The sequence below is a fragment of the Virgibacillus siamensis genome (assembly GCF_900162695.1).
Classification (GTDB): Bacteria; Bacillota; Bacilli; order Bacillales; family Amphibacillaceae; genus Lentibacillus; species Lentibacillus siamensis_A.
In genome coordinates, this window is the sequence record NZ_FUIH01000007.1 from 2,650,393 (window position 1) to 2,672,388 (window position 21,996).

General features: G+C 39.6%; 18 protein-coding genes. 7 read left to right on the forward strand and 11 right to left on the reverse strand.

Features of this window, described 5'->3' with window-relative positions:
* Positions 1-8: 8 nt before the first annotated feature.
* Positions 9-1,478, reverse strand: a complete 1,470-nt coding sequence (panF, locus tag B1K71_RS16590) for a sodium/pantothenate symporter (protein WP_077328996.1) — start codon at positions 1,476-1,478, stop codon at positions 9-11.
* Positions 1,475-1,771 (reverse strand): YhdT family protein, encoded by a 297-nt coding sequence (locus B1K71_RS16595; protein ID WP_077328998.1) that lies wholly within the window; start codon positions 1,769-1,771, stop codon positions 1,475-1,477. The genes panF and B1K71_RS16595 overlap by 4 nt, the downstream gene beginning before the upstream one ends.
* Before the next feature lie 361 nt (positions 1,772-2,132).
* Here B1K71_RS16595 and B1K71_RS16600 point away from each other — a divergent pair, with 361 nt between their 5' ends.
* Entirely contained in the window at positions 2,133-2,837 is a 705-nt protein-coding gene (locus B1K71_RS16600) for a FadR/GntR family transcriptional regulator (RefSeq protein WP_077329000.1), read from the forward strand.
* Between the two features lie 432 nt (positions 2,838-3,269).
* Here B1K71_RS16600 and B1K71_RS16605 read toward each other — a convergent pair whose 3' ends face one another.
* The 3 genes from B1K71_RS16605 to B1K71_RS16615 form a co-directional block, all read right to left on the reverse strand.
* The gene (locus tag B1K71_RS16605; protein WP_077329002.1) at positions 3,270-4,709 is read right to left on the reverse strand and encodes a carbon starvation CstA family protein; all 1,440 of its coding nucleotides are present in this window, start codon (positions 4,707-4,709) and stop codon (positions 3,270-3,272) included.
* A gap of 137 nt (positions 4,710-4,846) precedes the next feature.
* The gene (locus tag B1K71_RS16610; RefSeq protein WP_077329004.1) at positions 4,847-5,575 is read right to left on the reverse strand and encodes a LytR/AlgR family response regulator transcription factor; all 729 of its coding nucleotides are present in this window, start codon (positions 5,573-5,575) and stop codon (positions 4,847-4,849) included.
* Between the two features lie 51 nt (positions 5,576-5,626).
* Positions 5,627-7,387 carry a sensor histidine kinase gene (locus B1K71_RS16615; RefSeq protein ID WP_077329006.1) on the reverse strand — a complete coding sequence of 587 codons (1,761 nt, stop codon included), beginning with the start codon at positions 7,385-7,387 and terminating at the stop codon, positions 5,627-5,629.
* A gap of 230 nt (positions 7,388-7,617) precedes the next feature.
* Between B1K71_RS16615 and B1K71_RS16620 the strand changes: the two genes are divergently transcribed.
* The 6 genes from B1K71_RS16620 (at position 7,618) to B1K71_RS16645 (ending at position 16,078) form a co-directional block, all read left to right on the forward strand.
* Positions 7,618-8,928: a hypothetical protein gene (locus B1K71_RS16620; protein ID WP_077329008.1), complete on the forward strand. Its 1,311-nt coding sequence runs from the start codon at positions 7,618-7,620 to the stop codon at positions 8,926-8,928.
* Between the two features lie 62 nt (positions 8,929-8,990).
* The gene (locus tag B1K71_RS16625; RefSeq protein WP_077329010.1) at positions 8,991-10,232 is read left to right on the forward strand and encodes a Zn-dependent hydrolase; all 1,242 of its coding nucleotides are present in this window, start codon (positions 8,991-8,993) and stop codon (positions 10,230-10,232) included.
* Positions 10,233-10,266: 34 nt separating this feature from the next.
* Entirely contained in the window at positions 10,267-11,661 is a 1,395-nt protein-coding gene (locus tag B1K71_RS16630; RefSeq protein ID WP_077329011.1) for a YfcC family protein, read from the forward strand.
* Positions 11,662-11,961: 300 nt separating this feature from the next.
* Positions 11,962-13,569: a DcuS/MalK family sensor histidine kinase gene (gene dcuS, locus B1K71_RS16635; RefSeq protein ID WP_077329013.1), complete on the forward strand. Its 1,608-nt coding sequence runs from the start codon at positions 11,962-11,964 to the stop codon at positions 13,567-13,569.
* The gene (locus B1K71_RS16640; RefSeq protein WP_077329014.1) at positions 13,566-14,291 is read left to right on the forward strand and encodes a response regulator; all 726 of its coding nucleotides are present in this window, start codon (positions 13,566-13,568) and stop codon (positions 14,289-14,291) included. Before dcuS ends, B1K71_RS16640 begins: the two co-directional genes overlap by 4 nt.
* A 125-nt stretch (positions 14,292-14,416) precedes the next feature.
* The gene (locus B1K71_RS16645) at positions 14,417-16,078 is read left to right on the forward strand and encodes an SLC13 family permease (RefSeq protein WP_217697245.1); all 1,662 of its coding nucleotides are present in this window, start codon (positions 14,417-14,419) and stop codon (positions 16,076-16,078) included.
* A 269-nt stretch (positions 16,079-16,347) separates the two neighbouring features.
* Here the strand turns inward: B1K71_RS16645 and B1K71_RS20300 are convergent, their stop codons facing one another.
* The 6 genes from B1K71_RS20300 to B1K71_RS16670 form a co-directional block, all read right to left on the reverse strand.
* Positions 16,348-16,479, reverse strand: coding sequence for a hypothetical protein (locus tag B1K71_RS20300; RefSeq protein WP_281250356.1), 132 nt, complete (start codon positions 16,477-16,479; stop codon positions 16,348-16,350).
* 109 nt (positions 16,480-16,588) lie between these two features.
* Positions 16,589-17,188 carry a cysteine dioxygenase family protein gene (locus tag B1K71_RS16650; protein WP_077329017.1) on the reverse strand — a complete coding sequence of 200 codons (600 nt, stop codon included), beginning with the start codon at positions 17,186-17,188 and terminating at the stop codon, positions 16,589-16,591.
* Positions 17,189-17,211: 23 nt separating this feature from the next.
* Complete coding sequence (locus B1K71_RS16655; protein WP_139343349.1) at positions 17,212-17,991, reverse strand: sulfite exporter TauE/SafE family protein; 780 nt, start codon at positions 17,989-17,991, stop codon at positions 17,212-17,214.
* Positions 17,992-18,326: 335 nt separating this feature from the next.
* A complete protein-coding gene (locus B1K71_RS16660; RefSeq protein ID WP_077329019.1) occupies positions 18,327-19,217 on the reverse strand; it encodes a LysR family transcriptional regulator in 891 nt (296 codons plus the stop codon).
* Positions 19,218-19,393: 176 nt separating this feature from the next.
* Positions 19,394-20,794: an L-cystine transporter gene (locus B1K71_RS16665; RefSeq protein ID WP_077329020.1), complete on the reverse strand. Its 1,401-nt coding sequence runs from the start codon at positions 20,792-20,794 to the stop codon at positions 19,394-19,396.
* Entirely contained in the window at positions 20,794-21,996 is a 1,203-nt protein-coding gene (locus B1K71_RS16670) for a MalY/PatB family protein (protein ID WP_077329022.1), read from the reverse strand. The genes B1K71_RS16665 and B1K71_RS16670 overlap by 1 nt, the downstream gene beginning before the upstream one ends.

Consider the following 21,996-nt stretch of genomic DNA (forward strand, 5'->3'; position numbering starts at 1 on the left):
ACAACTCCTTACGCTTGTTTTTTAATATTTGCTTCCGGAAATTCATATGCTTGCTGTTTAAACAGAAGGCTAAATAACACAAATACAATCAATGATAAGAAAACTGGAACTGTTACAGTATGAACGCCAAGCAAATTTCCATAGGCCTCATTGTAAAAGTGAATCGCAACGTAGGAACCGATTCCAGTAAGCATCGAAGCAATCGCCCCGTATTTATTCGAAAACTTCCAATATAACCCCAAGACTAATGGCCAGATAAAGGATGCTTCCAGTCCGCCGAACGCAAACAGGTTCAGAAAAATGAGCAAGTCCGGCGGTTTTATGGCCAGAACAAAGGCAACAATTCCGATTACGGCTGTAACTCCCATACTGACTCGTTTCACATGTTCACTGGAAGCATTCGGTTTGATGTAGTTAATATAAACATCTTTAACGACAGACGAACTGACAAGCAACAGTAATGAATCAACTGTTGACATCATTGCTGCCAGTGGCGCTGCCAAAACAATCCCTGCAGCCCAAGACGGCAATACATCCAGTGCAATGAATGGAATAACCTTATCCGCCACCTCGATTCCGGGCAAAATCGGCCGCGCAAAAATACCAATCAGGTGCATATTCAGCATAATAAACCCGACGACAATCGTTCCAATGATCAATGCCCTGTGCATCGACTTCGAATTTTTGTATGACATAGCCCTGACAGATACTTGCGGCAGACCAATAACCCCAACCCCGACCAGAATCCAGAAGGACGCGATATAAAAAGATGAAAGTTGTCCATTTTGCCCATACGGTGTTACCAAATTCGGGTTTTCCGCCATCAAATCCGAAAATATATTCGAAATTCCACCACCTGCAATAATTACTGCAATCAATAGCACCAATGTTCCGAACATCATGACAATACCTTGAATGGTATCCGTGACAGCAACCGCCCGGAACCCGCCAATAATGACATAGATTAAAACAGATATGGTGAAAACAAATAAAGCGGAAATATAGGATATACCTGTTAAAGACTGAATGAGATATGCTCCTCCAACCCACTGCGCTGCCATGGCAGAAAACAGGAACACGATGATACTGATGGCAGCCAATAAAACGACCGTTACACTTTTATACCTTTCCTTCAAAAAATCGATCAATGTAACTGCATTGTAACGCCGTGCAACGATTGCAAACTTTTTGCCCAAAATTAATAAAACAAAGTAACCTGTTGCAACCTGGGTCATTGCAAGTAATACCCAGCCAAGTCCTATCGAATAAGCTGCACCCGGTCCTCCCAGAAAACTGGATGCACTCCCATATGTTGCAACCATGGTCATTGCTAACACCAGACCGCCTAATTCCCTGCTTCCAAGAAAATAATCACTTAAAAATGTTTCACCCTTTGCCATTTTCCTGTTCGACCAAATCCCTACAAGAAAAATAATCACCAAGAATATCAATAACGGAATGATCACTCCCCAATTCATGCAGAATTCACTCCTTTATCGTCTTCGTCATCTTCAAAAGCCACTTCTTTCAGGACAAATTTAACCACCAGGATAACGAGTGCAACCATTACCAGAAACCCGACGATGCAGCTATAAAAAAACCATGCCGGAAAGCCGAATACATAATCATACTGCTCCGGCGGTTTGGAACCCATTCCATAGGCAAAACCATACCACCAGATAATATTAAAAGCCGCCAAAGCACAGCCCAGTAATGCCTCACGATTTGCAACAGCAAAACGAGAATCTCTATCCTTTTTCGCCATTTTCATCTCTCCTTTATGAATGGAGTAGTTTACTTGCTATTTCATCACCCGGTTCTGTTTTCTTGGACCCATCCCTTATAATTGAAATTCTCACCCCCGCTTGCTAATGGACAACTAATTCTTTAACATCCCCTACCCTAAGGGAACGCTTACAGATATGTTGTAATTACCTCCCAGTATGCAATCAATATTTATAAAGTTCACATAACTAATTCATTGATATATAGTACGTATGATGTATTATGTATGTATGATACAATATTCATTGTTATCTGTAAACAAATATTTCAACAATTCCATTTTATATGAAATTTATTTATAATTAGAGTACGTTGGAAAAATGAATTACTATTTTGGAGGAAAGCATATGGAAAGCATATTCAATTCATTAAATACAACAACAAACCGATCAACAGAAATAGTGAATCAAATAAAATCCAATTTGCTGGACGGTACACTAAAACCAGGAGATAAGCTGCCGACTGAAGCAGAACTGACCGAACAATTCGGGGTCAGCCGAACCCCCTTAAGGGAAGCTATTAAAGTCCTCGAATCTATTGGTGTCATTACAATAAAAAGAGGTTCAGGCATGTTTATCACCAATAACCTGTCCCATTTCTCTTTGAATCCGCTTGTATTCAGCTTAATCATGCATAGCCAAAACCTGGATAAATTAATTGAGTTTAGACAGCACTTTGAAGTTATGATGATCCACGTCATCAAGTCCAATTGGTCCAGAGAAAAAATTAACCGAATAGAAGAGGTATATAACTATCAGGTTAAAACATTACACCCCGATTTACCTCCCAAACGATTGGCAGAGATAGATTTAGAGTTTCACTATGCTGTACTGGAAGCAACAGAAAATGCATTAATCATTGAAATTGGAAAAACAATTTATGAACTCTATAAACCGAAAATGATCCAATCAAAACAATCTGGCAGTATAGATAAAACATTAAAAGCACATAAAATGTATTTGGATACACTCCGTGAGAAGGATACGCCATTAGAGGAATCAGAAATAGAAGAAATGATTCGGTTTAACCGGGAATGGTTAATTGGGGAGTAGGAAGTTATTAGTTGGTACCTGTCGCCTGGGACATGCTGAATTGTTTGAGGCGACTAACGTCTTAAGGAAGGGTCAGTTCCCGCTCGTCCTATTTTAAAAACAGGTTATCTTATATTAAATGATGTTGTGATGTTTACTTATACAAAAAGAAGCAAAAGATCTACCCCTTACTCTATTATTTAAGTTCCCTTCAAAGGGGGCGCTCTTTTGGCAGGTAACCCTCTCAGTTCAGAGCGATCAACTCAGGGGAGGTTTACTTATGCCGTTCAGACATAATAAACGCCACAAGCATCCCAAACGGCCCCGTTCCTGTACGTCCTAAAAAAGAAAAAAGAGCACAACATGCGGCTAATATCCGCTAGTTGTGCTCTCTTTTTCATCATAAAACTTTCCGATTGTTCCCACAACAGGCTTCTTATTCTTCCTGTCTCGTCACGCTGCTTTGTCCATTCCATCGTCAAGTATTATATTTTTCTTTAGTTGTTTTTGTGCTGAGAAGTAAAATAGTCCGATAACAATGACTGTTATTACCGCGGCAGCGATATTAGCCGTTTTGATTTGTAATCCAAATCCTATTTCTGCGTATAGGATATAGGACATTGTTGCCATTGTGATGAACGTCGCCGGAATAAAGGAAATCCAATAGTTTTTCTTCGCCAGCAATAGATACATCGCTCCAACCCACAATGCAATCATTGCCGTTGATTGGTTTGCCCATGAAAAGTAGCGCCACAGCAAGGTAAAGTCAACCTTTGTTAAAACGAAAGATATAACAAAAAATGGAAGCATTACCAAAATACGATTTATTACCTTCTTTTGGCTAATGTTAAAGTAATCTGCAACAATCATCCGCAAACCCCTAAATGACGTATCACCGGAAGTAATCGGCAAAACAATAATGCCAAGAATAGCTAGTGTACCACCAATTGCACCAAGCATACTGATCGAAACTTCACTTACAATTGCTGCCGGGCCGCCAGTAGCCAGGATTTCGTTCAATTCATTACCGCCAAACATACTCATAGCTGCAGCTGCCCAGATCATGGCAATAATAGCCTCGGCAATCATCATGCCATAGAAAATTTTGCGGCCTTGACTTTCATTCTCCGTAGTACGTGAGATGATTGGTGATTGTGTCGCATGGAAGCCGGATAATGCACCACATGAAATAGTTAAGAATAACAGCGGAAAAATAGGCGCATTATCAGGGTGCATATTTGTTAAATTTATTTCAGGGATTGGTGCGCCGGTTACTACCAACCCGATTCCGACACCTGCAGCACTGATTAACAGCAATGCACCAAAGATTGGGTAAACTTTGCCGATAATTTTATCAATCGGTAAAATCGTTGCCAAAATATAATACATAAAAATGGCGAAAACAATAAGTCCCATTCCAAGCCAATTTGATGTTAAACCATGAAGTAGTGTTGCCGGAGCAGTTACGAAAACTGTCCCTGTCAGCAATAACAATAATACCGAAAAAGCGTTTACAACATGTTTCATACCTTTTCCAAGGAACTTTCCCGCTAATTCAGGCAAGTGTGCTCCCTTGTTTCGAAGTGATATCATACCCGTCAAATAATCATGAACTCCACCAGCAAATATCGCACCAGCAACAATCCACAAAAATGCTACAGGACCGTATAATGCACCCATTATCGGACCGAAAATGGGACCAACACCGGCAATGTTCAATAATTGAATCAATGAATTCTTTTTGGAGTTCATTGGCAGATAATCAACATCATCTGCCATACTGAAGGCAGGTGTTTTCCTGTTGGTATTAGCACCAAAAACCTTTTCCACAAATTTACCATATGTTAAATACCCTATAATTAACAGGGCGATTGAAACCAAAAAAGTTACCATTTGTTTATTTCCTCCCCTTGTGAATCCGCTTTCAACCTAGGGATATTATATCTGGAATTATGGCTTATTTGTGAAAAACACGGCCAACATGTTGAAATTCCAGTTCAACATGTCGAATAAGGGATATAAACGTCAAATTATAACTCAAGCTGTTCCCGAAGTGTTTTAACATAATTACGACTTACGGGAATTCTTGTTTCCAGACTCTTTAATTTTAATTCATATGCACCATTAAACCATGGAACCAATTCTTCTATCTCCGTTAAATTAACCAAAAAACTTTTGTGTGTCCGATAAAATGAATAGTCCGTCAGCTTGGCCTCCAATTCTTTTAACGTTACTTTCGCCTGGTAGGAATTACGGTTTGTATAAATAACGGTTGCCCTGTCCTGATAGGTGCAATACACAATATCTTCCGGTGAGAGATAGACAATTTTCCCGTCTTCCTCCACCGCAAGCTTTCCAATAAGTTTCTCTTTACCTCTCTCATCTTTCGTCTCCGTTTGTAACATTTTTTCCAGCCGCCGAACCGTTTCCGCAACTTCATCATTAGAAAATGGTTTTAATAAGTAATCAACCGCACCATAGCGGAAGGCCTTAACAGCATAATCGGAGTAAGCCGTTGCAAAAACGATTTTCGGAGGTGCTTTCATGTTTTCCAGCGCGACAACCATTTCCATTCCGGACATATCCGACATTTCGATATCAACAAATAAAATATCAGGCTTTTGCGTTAAGGTTTTCTCCAGTCCCTTTTCCCCTGATTCCGCTTCATCTATTACGGATATCGAAGGATATGCTGATAATAAATGCTTCAGTTCAACACGTGCGTATAATTCATCATCAATAATAATCGCTTTGAGCATCGTATCGTACTCCTTTTTCTTCCTAATGGATCCCCCGATGTCCCCTTCATCTCACTCCTTGTCAAAACTTGGCAGATAGAAGGCCACAGTAGTTCCATTCCCAATATTGGACTGAATGTTCAACCCTGAACTTTTTCCAAACATCATTTCCAGACGAAGGTTCACATTATAAAGGCCGATCCCTGTACCGGTTTCAGACTGAAGTGGTTGATGAAGAAGCTCCTTTAAACGCTCCTCACTTATACCCTTCCCATTATCTTTTATGGTGATCAACACACCTTCCCCTTGCTGTTCAACAATAATTTGAATATCGCTGTTATGCGGCATACCCTTCATGCCGTGCTTAAGGGCATTTTCCACAATTGGCTGCAGTGTCATCGGTGGTATTTTATAGTTCATGAACCGCTGATCTTCCACCTCATAAGAAACGTCTAACCGTTCAACAAACCTTTCCTTCTCAACCGATAAATATGCATTCACGTGCTCAAACTCCTGGCTCAGGGATATCACCTTTGCATTGGAGCCCTCCAAATTTTTTCTGAAGTAACGTGATAATGAAATCAATAATTGCCTTGCTTTATCCGGATCAATACGAACCAATGACACGATTGTATTTAGTACATTGAACAAAAAGTGTGGACTCACCTGGGTCTGTAATGCTTTGATTTCCGCCTCCTTGGCTAATTGATAATACCGCTCTGCTTCGGCAATTTCCAACTGCTGACTCAATAACGAGGACAGTCCTTTAATGAACTCAATTGTAACGGTAGAAATGTCTGTTTCGGCCTGAAAATAAAACTTTAATGTACCCACCGTTTCAGATTTTCGTTTCAACGGAGCAATAATCACTTTATTAAGCGGACATCCACGAAAATCACAGTTAATGGCATCTTTATTAGCAATCAACAATGTACCGCTATGCAAAACATATTGGGTACCTTCCGTTTGAACCGGCTGAATTTGCTGGTTTGCTATATGGTGATCAGAAGCAACACCTACATGTGCAAGCGTTAAATCACGGTCAGTAATTGCAACGGCAGCGGCTTCAACCTCTTTCGACAAAATATTGCATGTTGCCCTGGCCGTTTTGACAGACAAGCCCTGGCGTAAATGAGCAATAGTCATCCCAGCAAGCCGCAACGCTTTTTGCGCCTGGGCAGCTCCCATTTTTTCCTCTTCCTGAAAAACACTGTTTATAACTAGAATAAAGATGGCAGTACCAATTCCATTCGCCACAATCATCGGCAGCCCTATTTCCGAAACCAGATGATAAGCTTCCCCAAACGGCCTGGAAATAAGTAAAATCAGCCCCATTTGCAATGCCTCCGCTAGACCGCCGACAAGCAAAGCAACGAACGGCGGAACGTGCCTCCTGCTTTTTTGCAGACGTTTATGAATAAGGCCAGATAATAATCCGGCAATTAACCCGGAGATGCTGCAGGATAATGCTGTAAAACCACCCAAGGTATAACGATGTATACCGGCAATCAGGCCAGCACCAAGGCCAATCCTCCACCCGCCAATCAATCCGGCAATAACAATTCCAATCACCCGCGAATTGGCAATGGCCTCATCTTCATCAAGTACCATCGCCCAGCTTGATATTCCCGATGAATCCATTGCCACCACTATCCCTGTATATGTACCAAGAATACCAAATAAGCCGAACATAATCGTTACTGGAATACGCTGTCGATTCGTAACATTTTGCTGATGAATAACCGTCCTGAAATAGTTGAGCCTTGTCATTAAGAAGGCAACTGTAACAATTATCCCCACCCGCTCCAGCATTAACAATAGTAAACTCCACATTACAGTCACCTCCCGGGACACGGTCCTTGTCCCACTAAAGCACAAAATTGCTTTAATTCGACATTTCCTACACTAATATTAACACTTACAAGGGGAAAGCAAAATAAGACCGATGATTAGTCGGTTCAACCGTGGCTGGCAAGAAAGAATATCCAATCTATTTACACGTAATTGACAATATGCAGAAAATATAATAAAATCATTTCATAAATTAAAGGACATTTCCTTAAATGTCCGAAAAGGTTGAGATGAATTTGAAGCTGGCATTTATAGGTATTGAGGAAATGAAACCGATATTGGATAAAATTGCGGTGGATTTTCCCGAATTAACGATGCGCTATTATTTTTATGAATTGGAAAGTGAAGCTCTTGCATACACCTTACAGGCTGAAAAGGAAAATGACGTTATCTTATATGGCGGACCAACCCCATATGAAATTGTAACGAAGCAACACAACCATACAATTAAAAAGCCCGTTACCTTTATTTCATATGATGGATCAGCACTATATTATGGGATGCTAAAAGTATTTAAGATGATGGATGGAGTTGTCAGTAATATAAGTTTTGATACGATTCCCGATTCAGCTATTCAACAAATCTTTAGTGACCTTAACATGAATTGTGAACAATACCGTCTTTACAACCATTCCTTTCAATCTAGTAAGTTGGTTCAATTTCATAAAAAAATGATTCAGGAACAAGGTAGTTGTTGTGCTGTTACTTGTCTTAAATCGTCCTACCTAAAATTGAAGGATCATGTTCCATGTGTGCTGGCTATTGCGCCTGAGTCAGCTGTAAGACAAGCAGTGCAACAATCAATTCTTCTTTGTCAGTCGGAAAGATTTCGCCAATCACAGATTGTTGCGGGAGTTATTACGGTAACTCCTTATACGGATTTTGATCAAGATTACATGATTTCACAAAAACAGCTCGAAATCCATCATGTTTTACTCTCGTATGCCAACAATCTGCATGCCGCATTGTTTTCAATGAACAACTTTAAATTTGTTTTTTATACGACAATGGGAATGCTCAAAAAAGCTGATCGGACATTATTTTATACGTTTACAAAGGACCTGAGGAAAGTTTTAAACAGTGAAATTGCACTTGGATTTGGGGTTGGCACAACCGCGCAAACAGCCCAACGCCGTGCAAATATTGCATTAAAATACTGTAAACAAGCTAATGTAAAAGAAAGTTGTTTTATCATCACAGATGAAGAAAGAATTATAAACGTTTTGCAGCAAAGTCTATCAGAAGATTGGTTCCGGTCCGAAAGTAAGGATTTAAGTGAGTTATCTGAAGTATCCGGTATCTCCCAGGTAGTTCTAATGCGTATTTCAAAGGTTATTCAAAAGTTGGATAAAACGACGTATACAGCGGAGGAATTGGGAGATGAGCTATCTCAAACACCAAGAAATGCTAGAAGAATATTGAAACAATTAGAAGATAAAGGACTAGCTAATCTTGTAGGAAATGAACATTATTCTGCAAGGGGAAGGCCAAAATCAGTCTATGATATATCCTTTTTAAGTTAAACATATTACACAAGATTAGCAGTCGACTAAGGAATATAATACCAAAGTCAGGAGAGTTAATGATGAATATAAATAAAGAACGCTTATGGGATCATATTCATTCACTTGGGAAATTTGGTCGTAATACAGAAGGTGGAATGACCCGCCTTTCATTTACAGAAGAAGAAAAAGCGGCAAAGGAAATTGTTTCACAATGGATGGAAGAGGCAGGTATGAGCGTTCACACCGATGAAATCGGTAACTTAATTGGCAGATACGAAGGGAAAAGTGTGGATGCACCTGTTGTTTTGGTTGGCTCCCATATTGATACCGTTATAAACGGAGGAATATTTGATGGTGCTGCCGGAGTTTTGTCCGCAATTGAAGCAATTCATACGATGAGTGAACAAGCAATTATCCCGTATTATCCGATTGAAGTAATTGCGTTTACTGATGAAGAAGGTGCCAGATTCAGCAATGGAATGCTAGGAAGCAAGGCATTGGTCGGTAAATTAAAGAAAGAAGACTTATATCGAATGAAAGATATGAATCAAGTATCAGCAGCAGATGCAATGAAACAATTTGGTTATGATCCGGAAAAGCTTGATACCGTTAAACGATCCCCGGAAAAACTAAAAAATTATTTGGAATTACATATTGAACAAGGAAAAGTCTTGGAAGACAACAATTTATCTGTCGGAATCGTGACAGGGATTGCCGGCCCGGTTTGGTTCAACGTACGAATCACAGGGGAATCAGGTCATGCCGGAGCAACACCAATGGATATGAGAAAGGATCCCATGGTTGGGGCATCGATTATTATCAGTAAACTTGAAGAGATTGCCGGTAAAGAAACGCAAGCTGTTGCAACAATAGGAAAGATAGAGTCCCACCCCGGTGGAATAAATATCATTCCTGACTGTATCGAATTCACGGTGGATATCCGTGATATTTCCGAAGAAACACTAATTCGCTTGGAAAAAGAGGTAAGAGAACTTGTTGAACACGTGGCTAATCAACGTGACCTAGGGTTTGAAATTGACGTATTGCATAGGGTATCCCCTTCTGTATCTTCACCCGATGTAATGAAACTGTTGGAGGAATCTTGTTCTAAAGCGGATCTTCCAACTTTCCACTTACCTAGTGGTGCCGGTCATGATGCAATGATAGTTTCTGAAATTACTGATATGGGAATGATTTTTGTTCGCAGTAAAGATGGAATTAGTCATAACCCCAATGAATGGACAGATAAAACAGATCTAGCAAATGGAACAGAAGTATTATTCTTTTCATTAAATGAACTAGCCTCAACAAGTGTAATGTAACGCATAACGACAACATGAAGGTGTGTGATGATAAATGGCAGGTAAAAAGAAAAAATTATTGGATCGTTTTCCCCATCCATTGGCATTGCTGTTTTATATCGTTGTATTTGCAGCGATTTTAACCTATATTGTTCCAGCGGGCTCGTATGAAAGAGAAACAATTGGTGGTGAGACACAAACAATCCCTGGAACTTTTGAATATACGGAACAAAATCCAGCAGGTATTCTGGATTTGTTTTCAGCCATACCGGAAGGATTTCAACAAGCATCCAATATTGTATTTATTGTATTTGCAGCAGCAATGATGTTTGGAATATTGGAGAAAACCGGTGTGATGGAAAATACGATCGGAACATTGGTAAAACGGCTCGGGGTAAAAAGACGATTTATGATTGTCGTTATCATGACCTTTGTTTATGGACTTTTAGGCATTTTCGTCGGGTTTGAAAATAATATTGCCCTCATCCCCATAGCAGTGTTGTTAAGCAGTGCGATTGGCGGAGATAAGATGCTTGGTGCAGGGATTGCGATTGGTGGCGTAGTTATTGGATTTGGCCTGTCCCCTTTTAATCCATATACGATTGGGGTAGGACACAATATAGCTGAAATGCCGCTATTTTCCGGTTGGATCTTTAGAAGCATTTTGGTATTCATTGTACTTTCGGTTCTTGCCGCTTATAATATTTGGTATTTTAAAAAGATACTAAGGGATAGGCAAAAAAGTTTGAGTGATATAGACACTTCTGAAATGCAGCTTACAAAGCCTTTGGAAGAATATAAAATGAAAAGGAAAGACATTGCTGTGCTCTTGGTTTTTGTAGCAGGACTAGCAGTAATGTTAACAGGGGTTTTTGCTAAAGGTTGGTTTATCAATGAGATATCAGCTATATTTTTGATGGTAGCTATTATAGCTGGCATTATTTCAGGCATGAACGGGAATCAAATAGCGGAAACGTGCACAAAAGCATTAGCGCCAAGTGCCTTTGCCGCTGTTATCATTGGTGTTGCACAATCGATTCAAGTCGTATTGACAAATGCAAATATCGGTGACACGATTGCTTTTTATTTTACATCCGGACTAGATGCATTTCCAACGTCGCTTGGTGTCATTTTCATGGCTGTTTCCCAGTCAGTAATCAGTATATTTATACCCAGTGGCAGTGGACAAGCATTGGCTACCTTACCCATTATGATTCCAGTAGGTAACATGATTGGTCTTACCCGTGAAACCAGTATTTTAGCATTCCAAGTAGGAGATGGCTTAATCAACACTATTGCACCAACATCAGGCGGCCTTATGGCAATGTTGGGATTATGCAGAGTCCCATATGGGAAATGGTTACGGTATATCATTCCATTTATTTTGATTGCTATTCTAATAGGTTGTATTGCACTGGTGACTGCGGTATTGATTGGTTGGGGTGCGTAAGTTGATGGTTTGGGTGTGTTAAGACTTTCGCTTTGCAGGGCGAGGGTCTTTTTCCGTTTCGTATTCAAAATAGCAACTGTTGAATTAATAGCAGCAGTTACGCCAACTACTCCCCCTGCTCAACCCTTTCCCCTTCCACTCCCTAAACCAATCCAAAATAACCCTACACCAACACAACTATTTGTATTTTTTTCTAAAATTCTGTGCTATATTATATACTTTGCGAGAATGATATTCTGATAGGATTACTCGATCATGTTCAAATTTTTGGACGACGGCTTTAGCCAAATGAGGGATTACATGAAAAGAATTTTCCAAAACAAAAAACCGATCAAATTGCAGACACGGATTATTCTATTAATCTTCGGGGTTTTAATTGTTGCACTGGCAGTCACCAGTTTTATGATTGCCAGTGAAACGGCTGACAGAACAAGGAAAAATCAAAAAGAAAAGGTAATGAATATTGCCAGTACCGTAAGCCATTCCAAGCTTGTTATCAATAAATTAACAAATCCGAATCATTCAAGGGACATACAATCCTATACGGAAGCGGTGCAGAAGGATACGGATGTTGATTATATTGTCGTTATGGATAATAATCATAAGCGAAGATCGCATCCAATTGAAGCGCGGATCGGTAAATCGTTTGTTGGGAATGATGAGGATCGAGCTTTCCGAGGAGAGCGCTATACCTCCATAGCGGAGGGAACACTGGGTAAATCAATGCGTGCATTTATTCCGGTTTGGAATGGAAATAGGCAAGTTGGTGTTGTAGCGGTTGGATTATTATTGGATAATGTGGAAGAGTCGGTTTTTCGAAGTCAGGTTATTGTTTATACGGGGACTGCCGCGGGTTTAATTATCGGAACAATCGGAGCTGTTTTCTTATCAGGTAGAGTCAAGCGTACCCTACACGGGCTTGAACCCCAGGAAATTGGACAGTTATTACAGGAACGGGATGCGATGCTTGCTTCTGTAAGAGAAGGAATTATTGCCATCAATGAACATGACAAGATTGTTGTTGCCAATGAAGTGGCGATGGATTTATTCCATCGGGCAGGACTTTCAGAAAATCCCGTTGGTCAGCAGTTGTCTGCCTTTCTGCCCAATTCTGATTTGAAACGGGTGTTGTTGGAGAGGGCGGCGGAATATGACCAGGAACTAAGCCTTAATGGCATTGATATTATAGTTAATATCAAACCAATTATCGTAAACGACCATATGGCAGGTACCATTGCCACATTCCGGGACCGATCGGAATTGACCTCTTTGGTGGAACAATTAACGGAAGCCAGGACTTACGCCGATACGCTTCGGGCGCAGACGCATGAATTTATGAATAGATTACATGTTATGTCAGCGATGGTACATACAGAATCATACAGCGAGCTGGAAAAATTTATTGACCAAATCTCCAACCATTATCATAAGGAAATTGGGGAAATATCCCGTCTTGTTAAAGATCCTGTACTGGCAGGTTATATACATAACAAGCTAAGTCAATTCAGAGAAAATGGCGTTGACGTAGAAATAAATGGGGATCGGCAGCTGCCACAATTGGGAAACACCCATCAAATTCATGCCATTATAACACTGATCGGAAACCTAATGGATAACGCAAATGATGCAGTTGCCCATAACAATGAGCGACATGTGTTTATCACAATTAATTATATAAACAAGCAGTTTCACTTTACCATTCAGGATAACGGTCCCGGCCTGACGCAAGTTGAAAAAGAATCAATCTTTGAACAAGGACTTTCAACAAAGGGAAAAAATCGGGGATATGGACTTTATTTAGCAAAAAAAGCCCTCGACGAGTTAGGCGGAACATTTGAGATTAACACGCAAAAAGGTGAAGGAACCGTTTTTGATATAATCATTCCATACAAGGGTGATGATGTATGATAAATGTTTTAATTGTAGAAGATGACCCGATGGTGGCAAAGTTTAATCGAATATATCTTGAAAAAGTACAAGGTTTTACGACGTTTGGTGTTGTTAACGACATCTCAGTCGGATGGGATTTCCTAAATCATCATGATGTAGACCTCGTTTTGCTGGATGTTTATATGGCCAACAGCAATGGTCTCGATTTACTGATGGAAATAAGGGATGCTGGCTTAAACGTTGATGTTATCGTCATTACAGCGGCAAATGATTACCCCTCCATCCAACGTGCCCTAAGATATGGAGCATTTGATTATTTAATTAAACCATTTGATTTTGACCGATTTAAAGTAGCATTGATGAAATATCAACAGAAATTCGAAAACATGAAAGACGGGAAAGATGTTCAACAGAAAGATTTAGATACCTTTCTAATGAATAAATATCATTCGCCTTCAAGTTTCGTTGATTTGCCTAAAGGACTGACAGCACTTACACTTGCCCGAATTGCCAAGCAGATTGAGGAGTGGGAATGCAAAGCCTTTTCCACTGCGGAAATAGCTGATGAGAGCGGGATATCCCGCGTGTCTATAAGCAAGTACTTGAAATACCTGGTTGGTCAGGACGTTTTGGAAGTAGAGGTTTTCTATCAAGATACCGGAAGACCATTACATCGATATCAATTAAAACCGGACAGAATTCAATTCCTTCAATCTTTAATGGGAGCGTCTGAAAAATAGACGCTTCCTTTTGCTTTTATTACTTTCAAAAGAATTGAAATAGTTTCATAAGGTACACAGCAACTCATCCATACCTTAAACTCCTTTGTAAGCGCTGACAATAACGCAAAGGAGTTGTTCGTATGATGCAAAAGAATATCACTGCTTTTTGGGGGTGGCTTTGGCAGTCACATGAAGCTACAAAACGACTGTTGACTTTTTCTCAGATGATAACCGGAGCGAGCTCTAAAGCCGCCGAAAAGTCGCAAGAAAATAAAGTTTCTGATTCAGGGGGTGGAAATAATCATCGTAATAAGAAACCTGCATATAAACCGGCGCAAATTACCGGGTTAATCCTGGGTCCGTTATTATTCTTAGTCACACTATTATTTTTCCAGCCGGACGGATTAAGTATGGAAGCAAGATCCGTACTCGCTGTAACGTTATGGGTTGCTACATGGTGGATTACTGAACCAATTCCTATTGCAGTAACATCACTCATTCCTATCATTTTACTTCCGATTACCGGAGCACTAGACGGAGAGTCAGTTGTTTCATCGTATGGGAATGATATTATTTTCTTATTTATGGGTGGATTTTTTATTGCAACAGCAATGGAAAAATGGAATTTGCATAAGCGAATTGCGTTATCGATTATCGCTGTAATCGGGACGAGCCCGCAACGAATTGTATTAGGTTTTATGGTTGCAACAGCTTTTTTATCGATGTGGGTTTCCAACACAGCAGCTACCATGATGCTGATTCCAATGGGGTTGGCAATTGTACACCAGGCATCAGATTCCTTGCAAAAAGGAAAATATGCCAATGAAATAACGAAATTCGAAAAATCGGTTATATTCGGGATCGGATATGCTGCAACAATAGGTGGTCTTGGGACATTGATTGGGACGCCGCCCCTAAGTATTCTGGCAGCTACAACAGCCGAAATGTTTAATATGGAAATTTCTTTCGCCAGCTGGATGATGATTGGTGTACCGGTTGTTATCGTCTTACTTCCACTCCTATGGCTTTACCTTACGAAAGTTGTTTATAAAGTTAATTTTCGCGAACTGCCGGGTGGAAAGGAACAGATTAATCGGGAAAGGAAATCCCTTGGTAAAATTTCATATGAGGAAAAAGCCGTGGCACTTGTTTTTATCTTCGCCGCCTTTATGTGGATTACACGCACATTTATTTGGCAAAACATCCTGGAAATCCCGGGAATCAGTGATGGTATCATTGCAATGACAGCAACTGTATTACTTTTCCTGATCCCGTCAAAACAGGAAGAAGGAAGCAAAATAATGGAATGGAAGGATTCTCAAAATATTCCATGGGGGATTCTTATTCTGTTTGGCGGAGGGCTTGCCATCGCTGCGGGTTTTACCGAAACAGGGCTTTCAGACTGGATTGGAAGCCAGTTGGCAGAACTGGAAGGAATGAACATTCTTATCATAATGTTTATAGCGACTGCTGTCATTCTGTTCTTAACCGAGATAACCTCAAATACTGCCACTGGAACAATGATTATACCAGTCGTAGCGTCACTTGCGCTTGCACTTAATGTACACCCATATGCATTAATGGTTCCATGCGCAATGGCAGCCAACTGTGCATTTATGCTCCCGGTAGGTACACCACCAAACGCAATCATTTATGGTACAGGAAAATTGAAAATAACCGGGATGGTCAAAAATGGATTCTGGTTAAACATCACCTCTTTAATTTTAATTGTACTGGCAGTATATTTCTTCTTGCCGATCATATGGGGAATTGATTTGTTTGAACTGCCAGCAAACTTGAAATAGCAATAAGGGAAGCATGGGGACGGTTCTCATGCTTCCTTCCCCTTTTTGCCTTCTTTCGCTCAAAATTTCCAATTGTTCCATTTAAGAACTGTCTAATGAGTTCGCGCGTTTGGGCGGGAGCTTCGCACGTTTTCCACCAAAGTTCGCGCGTTTGGCCATAGACTTCGCACGTTTGGACGGGGACTTCGCGCGTTTCAATCAAAGTTCGCACGTTTTAAAACCAAGTTTGTATTGAAGTGTTCTATTACGTAATTTATAAAAATTGCACGTCAGCCATTCCTCTGTTCCGACTTAATAGCAGCTCTGTACGCTTGCTTCACCTGCATATCATTCTGTGCATGTTTCATTTGTTGGGCAATCTTATACTGTGACTGACGGGAAAGCTTATTTTGCTGTGCCATATGATAACCACCTTATTTGTTTTACCACTATGTTTTGCATAAATGAAGGTAATATACAATGGCGTTGCATTAATTTTTAGGCAAAAGTTAAAATGCAGATTCCTTGCTTTTAAGATTGATTCGATAGATTTTCAAGACATGTTTCTGTTGTATATCCAACAGTTTTTTCATAAGTAGTAAAAATGTTTTTTTGATTGGTCGGTTCAAATACTCGAAACTTATTAAGCTGTTTTCCATAAACATGAACGGTAATGACTGTTTCCTCTCCTTGGGGTTTTAAAATGTGGCAGTCTGCTGGTGGCAAAAGCTCTCCAGTGCTTTGCTCGTTTATAGTCATTGTACCGGCATAACTTAGTTTAGTAGTCTGGTTGGAGTACGATTCCAATTGTAAATAATTAAAAATTTTCATACGCCCAGAAATGACTCCCTCTACTCCCCATGTTCCATCATGGTCGTGTAATGGTGTACTATGTTCAGGTTCCCAAATAAGTGCGAGGATCTCAAAGCGGTCTTGTGGATCGCGATATAGGGAATGACGACCATAACTGTTATTGCCTGCAGACATCTTTTCCATAGGCAACCATGACTTACTGCGCAATAATTTACTGAGATGATGCTCGGCCTGTGAAACACGATCACTATCAGAATTGGTTGTTTCTACTACATCAGTCAAATCCCGGATAAAATCCGTCAGTTTATAATGATTCATAAAACTTTCCTCCCTCTATAAATTCAAACAAAATCAAACCAAATTTTAATTACCGTAGCTAGGATAAAAAGTGATAAGATAGCCTTCAATATTTTGGTGTCTATTTTTTTACCGGTAACTGCCCCCATCGGTGCAGCAATAAGACTGGCAACTATCATAACCCCCGCTGGTCCAAACAACACTTGACCTGTTATTATTTTTCCAGCAGTTGAACCAATCGATGATAAAAAAGTAATTGCTAGCGAAGAAGCTATAGTGACACGGGTTGGTATGTTCAGTAAAACTAGCATGATAGGCACCAGTAGAAATGCTCCAGCCGCCCCGACAATACCAGACCCTATACCAACAAGAAAAGCACTTATTATTGCCATTAGACTGTTGAATTCAATTTGGTTTACCTCTGTTTCTAAACTATTTTCTTTCCTGGAGCAAAACATCATGATTGCTGCGATACTTGCTAGTATTGCATATACAAGATTAATACCCTGATCCGATAAAAGTACCGAGCCATAACCTCCTATGAAGCTTCCTCCCAACACAGCAGTTCCCATTGTAATAATTAGTCGTTTATTCAAATACCCATCTTTTCGGTAAGCCAATACACCGGCAATTGATGCAAAAAAGACATCGACTGCCGATATACCGGCAACCTCAGTCGCTGTAAATACACCTACCCCAAGAAATGACGGGATATAAAGTAGCAATGGATATTTAATAATTGAACCGCCAATACCTACCATACCTGATATAAACGAACCAATGAAACCGATTAAAAACAACACAATTATTAAGTCCAAACCCAATCCTAATCACCCATTTTCACATCTGTACAAAAACTATGAAATATCACCGTTATTTACAAAGCAGAAGAACAGATTTTAATCTTTAAAGTCATTTTTCCCGCTGAACCAGCACCCACTTTCGAGTCATTTTACCCTCCTTGTAATCGGTTGCAATTGTGAGAACATTAAACCTTAGAATAAATGCTTGTTGCAAGAATATGAAAGTAAATATTTAACATAAATTAATGGTATCACACGTTAAAAATGGTGAATAATAGATGATTTTTATGGGGTATAACTTAAAAAACAGGACATAATATTTCGGTTGCGTGAAGGGGAATTGAGTGCCCCAAAAATTAACTTGTTACATTTTTCAAATGGCCTATAAATGAATTCATACTCTTTTTTGGAAAGCGAGAAGCAATTTTTACTACAGATAAATCCCTGGTAATACGAACGTCGGAGATTGTTACATGTTTTATAACCCCTAACGCAAGCTCCCTTTTCACGGATAGTTTTGGTAGTATACTAATGCCCATTCCCGCCTCAACGGCACTTTTTATTGATTGAGTGCTCCCCAACTCCATATAACTCTTAACTTTTTCTAATACATTATTTTCCCGTAATACATTATCAACAATTTCCCTAATGCCGGCATTTTTTTCTCTCCAAATCATTTTTTCCTGAGGCAACTCTTCTATACTAATTTCACTTCGATCATTCCACCGATGATTACTGGGAACAACCATGATCAACTCATCTTCGGTGAATTTTTCAATATGAAAATCATCATGTGTAACGATGCCTTCCACCAAAGCAATATCAATTTCCCGATTCTCCAACTGAGCAACAATACTTGGTGTATTTCCAATAGCTAAATTCAATTTTAAATTCCGATTCTTTTTTTGAAATTCACCCAATATACCTGGCAAAAGATATTCACCGATAGTCAAACTTGCCCCTATATTTAATGTAGATACTTCACGATTTGTAATTACTTTTACTGCCTCTTCAGATTGATTAAAAAGATCAATGACCTCCTTTGCGTAGGGATAAAGGGCAGAACCTGACTCTGTAAGTTGCAATTTTCCACCGGTTCTATCAAACAACTCGGTACCATAATGTTTTTCCAGTTGCCGTATCTTGCTGGTCACTGCTGGTTGCGAGATATACCCTATACGAGCTGCTTGACTGATGCTTCCCTCCTCAATTACCTGACAAAACATTTCCAAATAATCTATGTTCATTGCTCAATCACTCCTTGTCTACGAATCTACCAATCCATTTCTATTTTAGCACGTTATTTATTTCTGATTATGGCAATATTGGATTAGACTGATAAATAGAAAATAAGCCTATTGCATATTTAGAAATATACAATAGGCCATTTATTTCGATATAATTTTGAACACGTATTTATAGTTTAAATTGCACTCTGCTCCAGTTCGACTCGGTTATCTTTATCGGTATATATACTTTTATCCAAATTTTTGGTGATTCTAGCTGTTAAGATACCTGTTGTCATTCCACCACTAACATTTAAAGCGGTCCGAGCCATGTCAATTAAAGGTTCTATTGAAATAAGCAAGCCGACGATAGCTACAGGTAAGTTCATCGTTGATAATACGATAAGTGCTGCAAACGTTCCTCCTCCGCCAACTCCTGCGACTCCGAACGAACCAATAGCTACAACAGCAATTAACATCAAAATGAATGAAGGGGTAAATGGATTAATACCCACTGTCGGTGCAACCATAACAGCAAGCATTGCAGGATAAATTCCAGCACATCCATTTTGACCGATTGTTACACTAAATGCTCCCGATACATCAGCGACTCCTTCTGAAACCCCGAGGCTTTTCTTTTGTGTTTTGATATTTAATGGCAAGGTTCCTGCACTGGAACGGGATGAGAATGCGAATATAAGAACTGGTATTATTTTTTTAACATATGTCACCGGGTTTAGTCCCGCCATTCTGATCAGCAACAAGTGAATTAAAAACATGGTAAAGATCGCAAAATACGACGCGATAATAAATAATCCCAGATTCATAAATGTAGCTATATCACTGGTTGCAGCCTTATTTGCCATAAGTGCAAGTATCCCATATGGCGTCAGGCGTAATACGAGTGTTACAATTCGCATCACAATTGTAAAAACGGATTCAACCACCCTTCCAAACACTTTCGCTTGTTCAGGCTGCTTTCTTCTTACACCCATAAAAGCCATCCCGGCTATAACCGAAAATATAACAACTGAGATAACTGATGTTGGTGCTGCTCCAGTCAAATCTGAGAAAATATTACTTGGTATCATGGACAAAATCATATCCGGCATCGACTTGTCTTCCAGATCGTTTAATGCTTTATCATTGCCCATAATAGCCTCTGTTTCTGCCTCTCCCTTGGAAAGGTCCATACCCTCCAACTGAAAAATACCAGCTGAAAAAATCCCAACAGTTGCCGCTATAGCTACTGTTCCAACTAAAAACCCTATTACTAATCCACCGATCTTACCGAAACCCTCTGAAAACTTTGAGTTCGTGAATGCCCGTAAAATAGCAAAGAAAACAAGTGGCATGATTAGCGTTTTTAATAGTGATACGAATCCACTCCCAACGATATTAATCCAGTCCGAGGATCTGCTGATAACGTCTGAGTTCGTACCATACGCGAACTGAAGGATAAGCCCAAACACTATACCAACTACCAGTGCGAGGGAAACGCGTTTACCAAATGAAACGAACTTTTTCTGCATATAGAATAGCCCTGAACAAATTAATAGGAACAACGTAATAATTAATATAACATGGAGTATTTCCATTATTGAGTCTCCTTCCCAACTCTAATTAAAGATTCGTTTACTGCCTTTTCTATTCTCCTTAAGCCTTCTTCTAAAGTCTGCCGTGGACAAGCAATATTAACTCGGGTAAATCCTTCACCGCCTACGCCAAATGTATATCCTTCATCAAATGCTATCTTGGCTTTCTTTTGTAAAAAATCCTCCAGAGCTTTTGCATCCATTCCGAGTTCCCGACAATCCAGCCAAACGAGGTATGTCCCTTCAGGAGGAATCACTTTTATTTCCTCCAAATTCGTTTCAATAAACTCCGTTAAAAATGCCAGATTGTCTTCAATATAATCTAAAAACTTATCAAACCATTCTTCTCCGTATCTATAAGCATTTTCAACTGCCGTAACACCAAACGTGTTGGATAGTCCCAAATAAAGGCGATCAATCATGTTTGTAAAGCTATCGCGTAGTTCTTTATTTGGAATAATGTTATTCGCCATTTGAACTCCCGCTAAATTGAACGTTTTACTAGGAGCTGTACATGTAATCGAATTATCTGCAAACTCTTCCGAAATACTTGCAAAAGGAGTATGGATAGATCCTTTATGAACAATATCCATATGCGCTTCATCAGATACTACCAATACATCATTTTCCATACATATTTGGCCCAATTTTGTCAATTCTTCCTTTGACCAAACCCTGCCGACTGGATTATGCGGATTACACAAAATAATCATCTTAACATCTGTATTCGCAGCTACTTCTTTCAGATTTTCGTAATCTACTTTATACTTTTTATGATCAAGCTTAAGTGGATTTAGCACAATCTCACGGTTGTTTTTCTCAATCACCTCAGTAAAAGGTGTGTAAACTGGGGTTTGGATAATGATCCTATCTCCTTCATTTGTAAAAGTTTGTATCGCAATACTAAGAGCAGTCATAATCCCTGGCGTACAGCGAATCCACTGTTTCTTAATGGACCAATCGTGTCGTCTCTCCACCCAGTCTATAAATGCCTCAAAATAATTTCTTGATCTTGAAGTATAGCCAAAAATTCCATGTTCTGCTCTCTCTTTTATTGCATCAACAACAGGATTGGGACACGCGAAATCCATATCAGCAATCCACATTGGCAGAATATCCTTATCACCAAATAACCTTTCTGTTTTATCCCATTTAACCGAATTTGTATTATACCGATTTATTACCTTGTCAAAATCATATCCCAT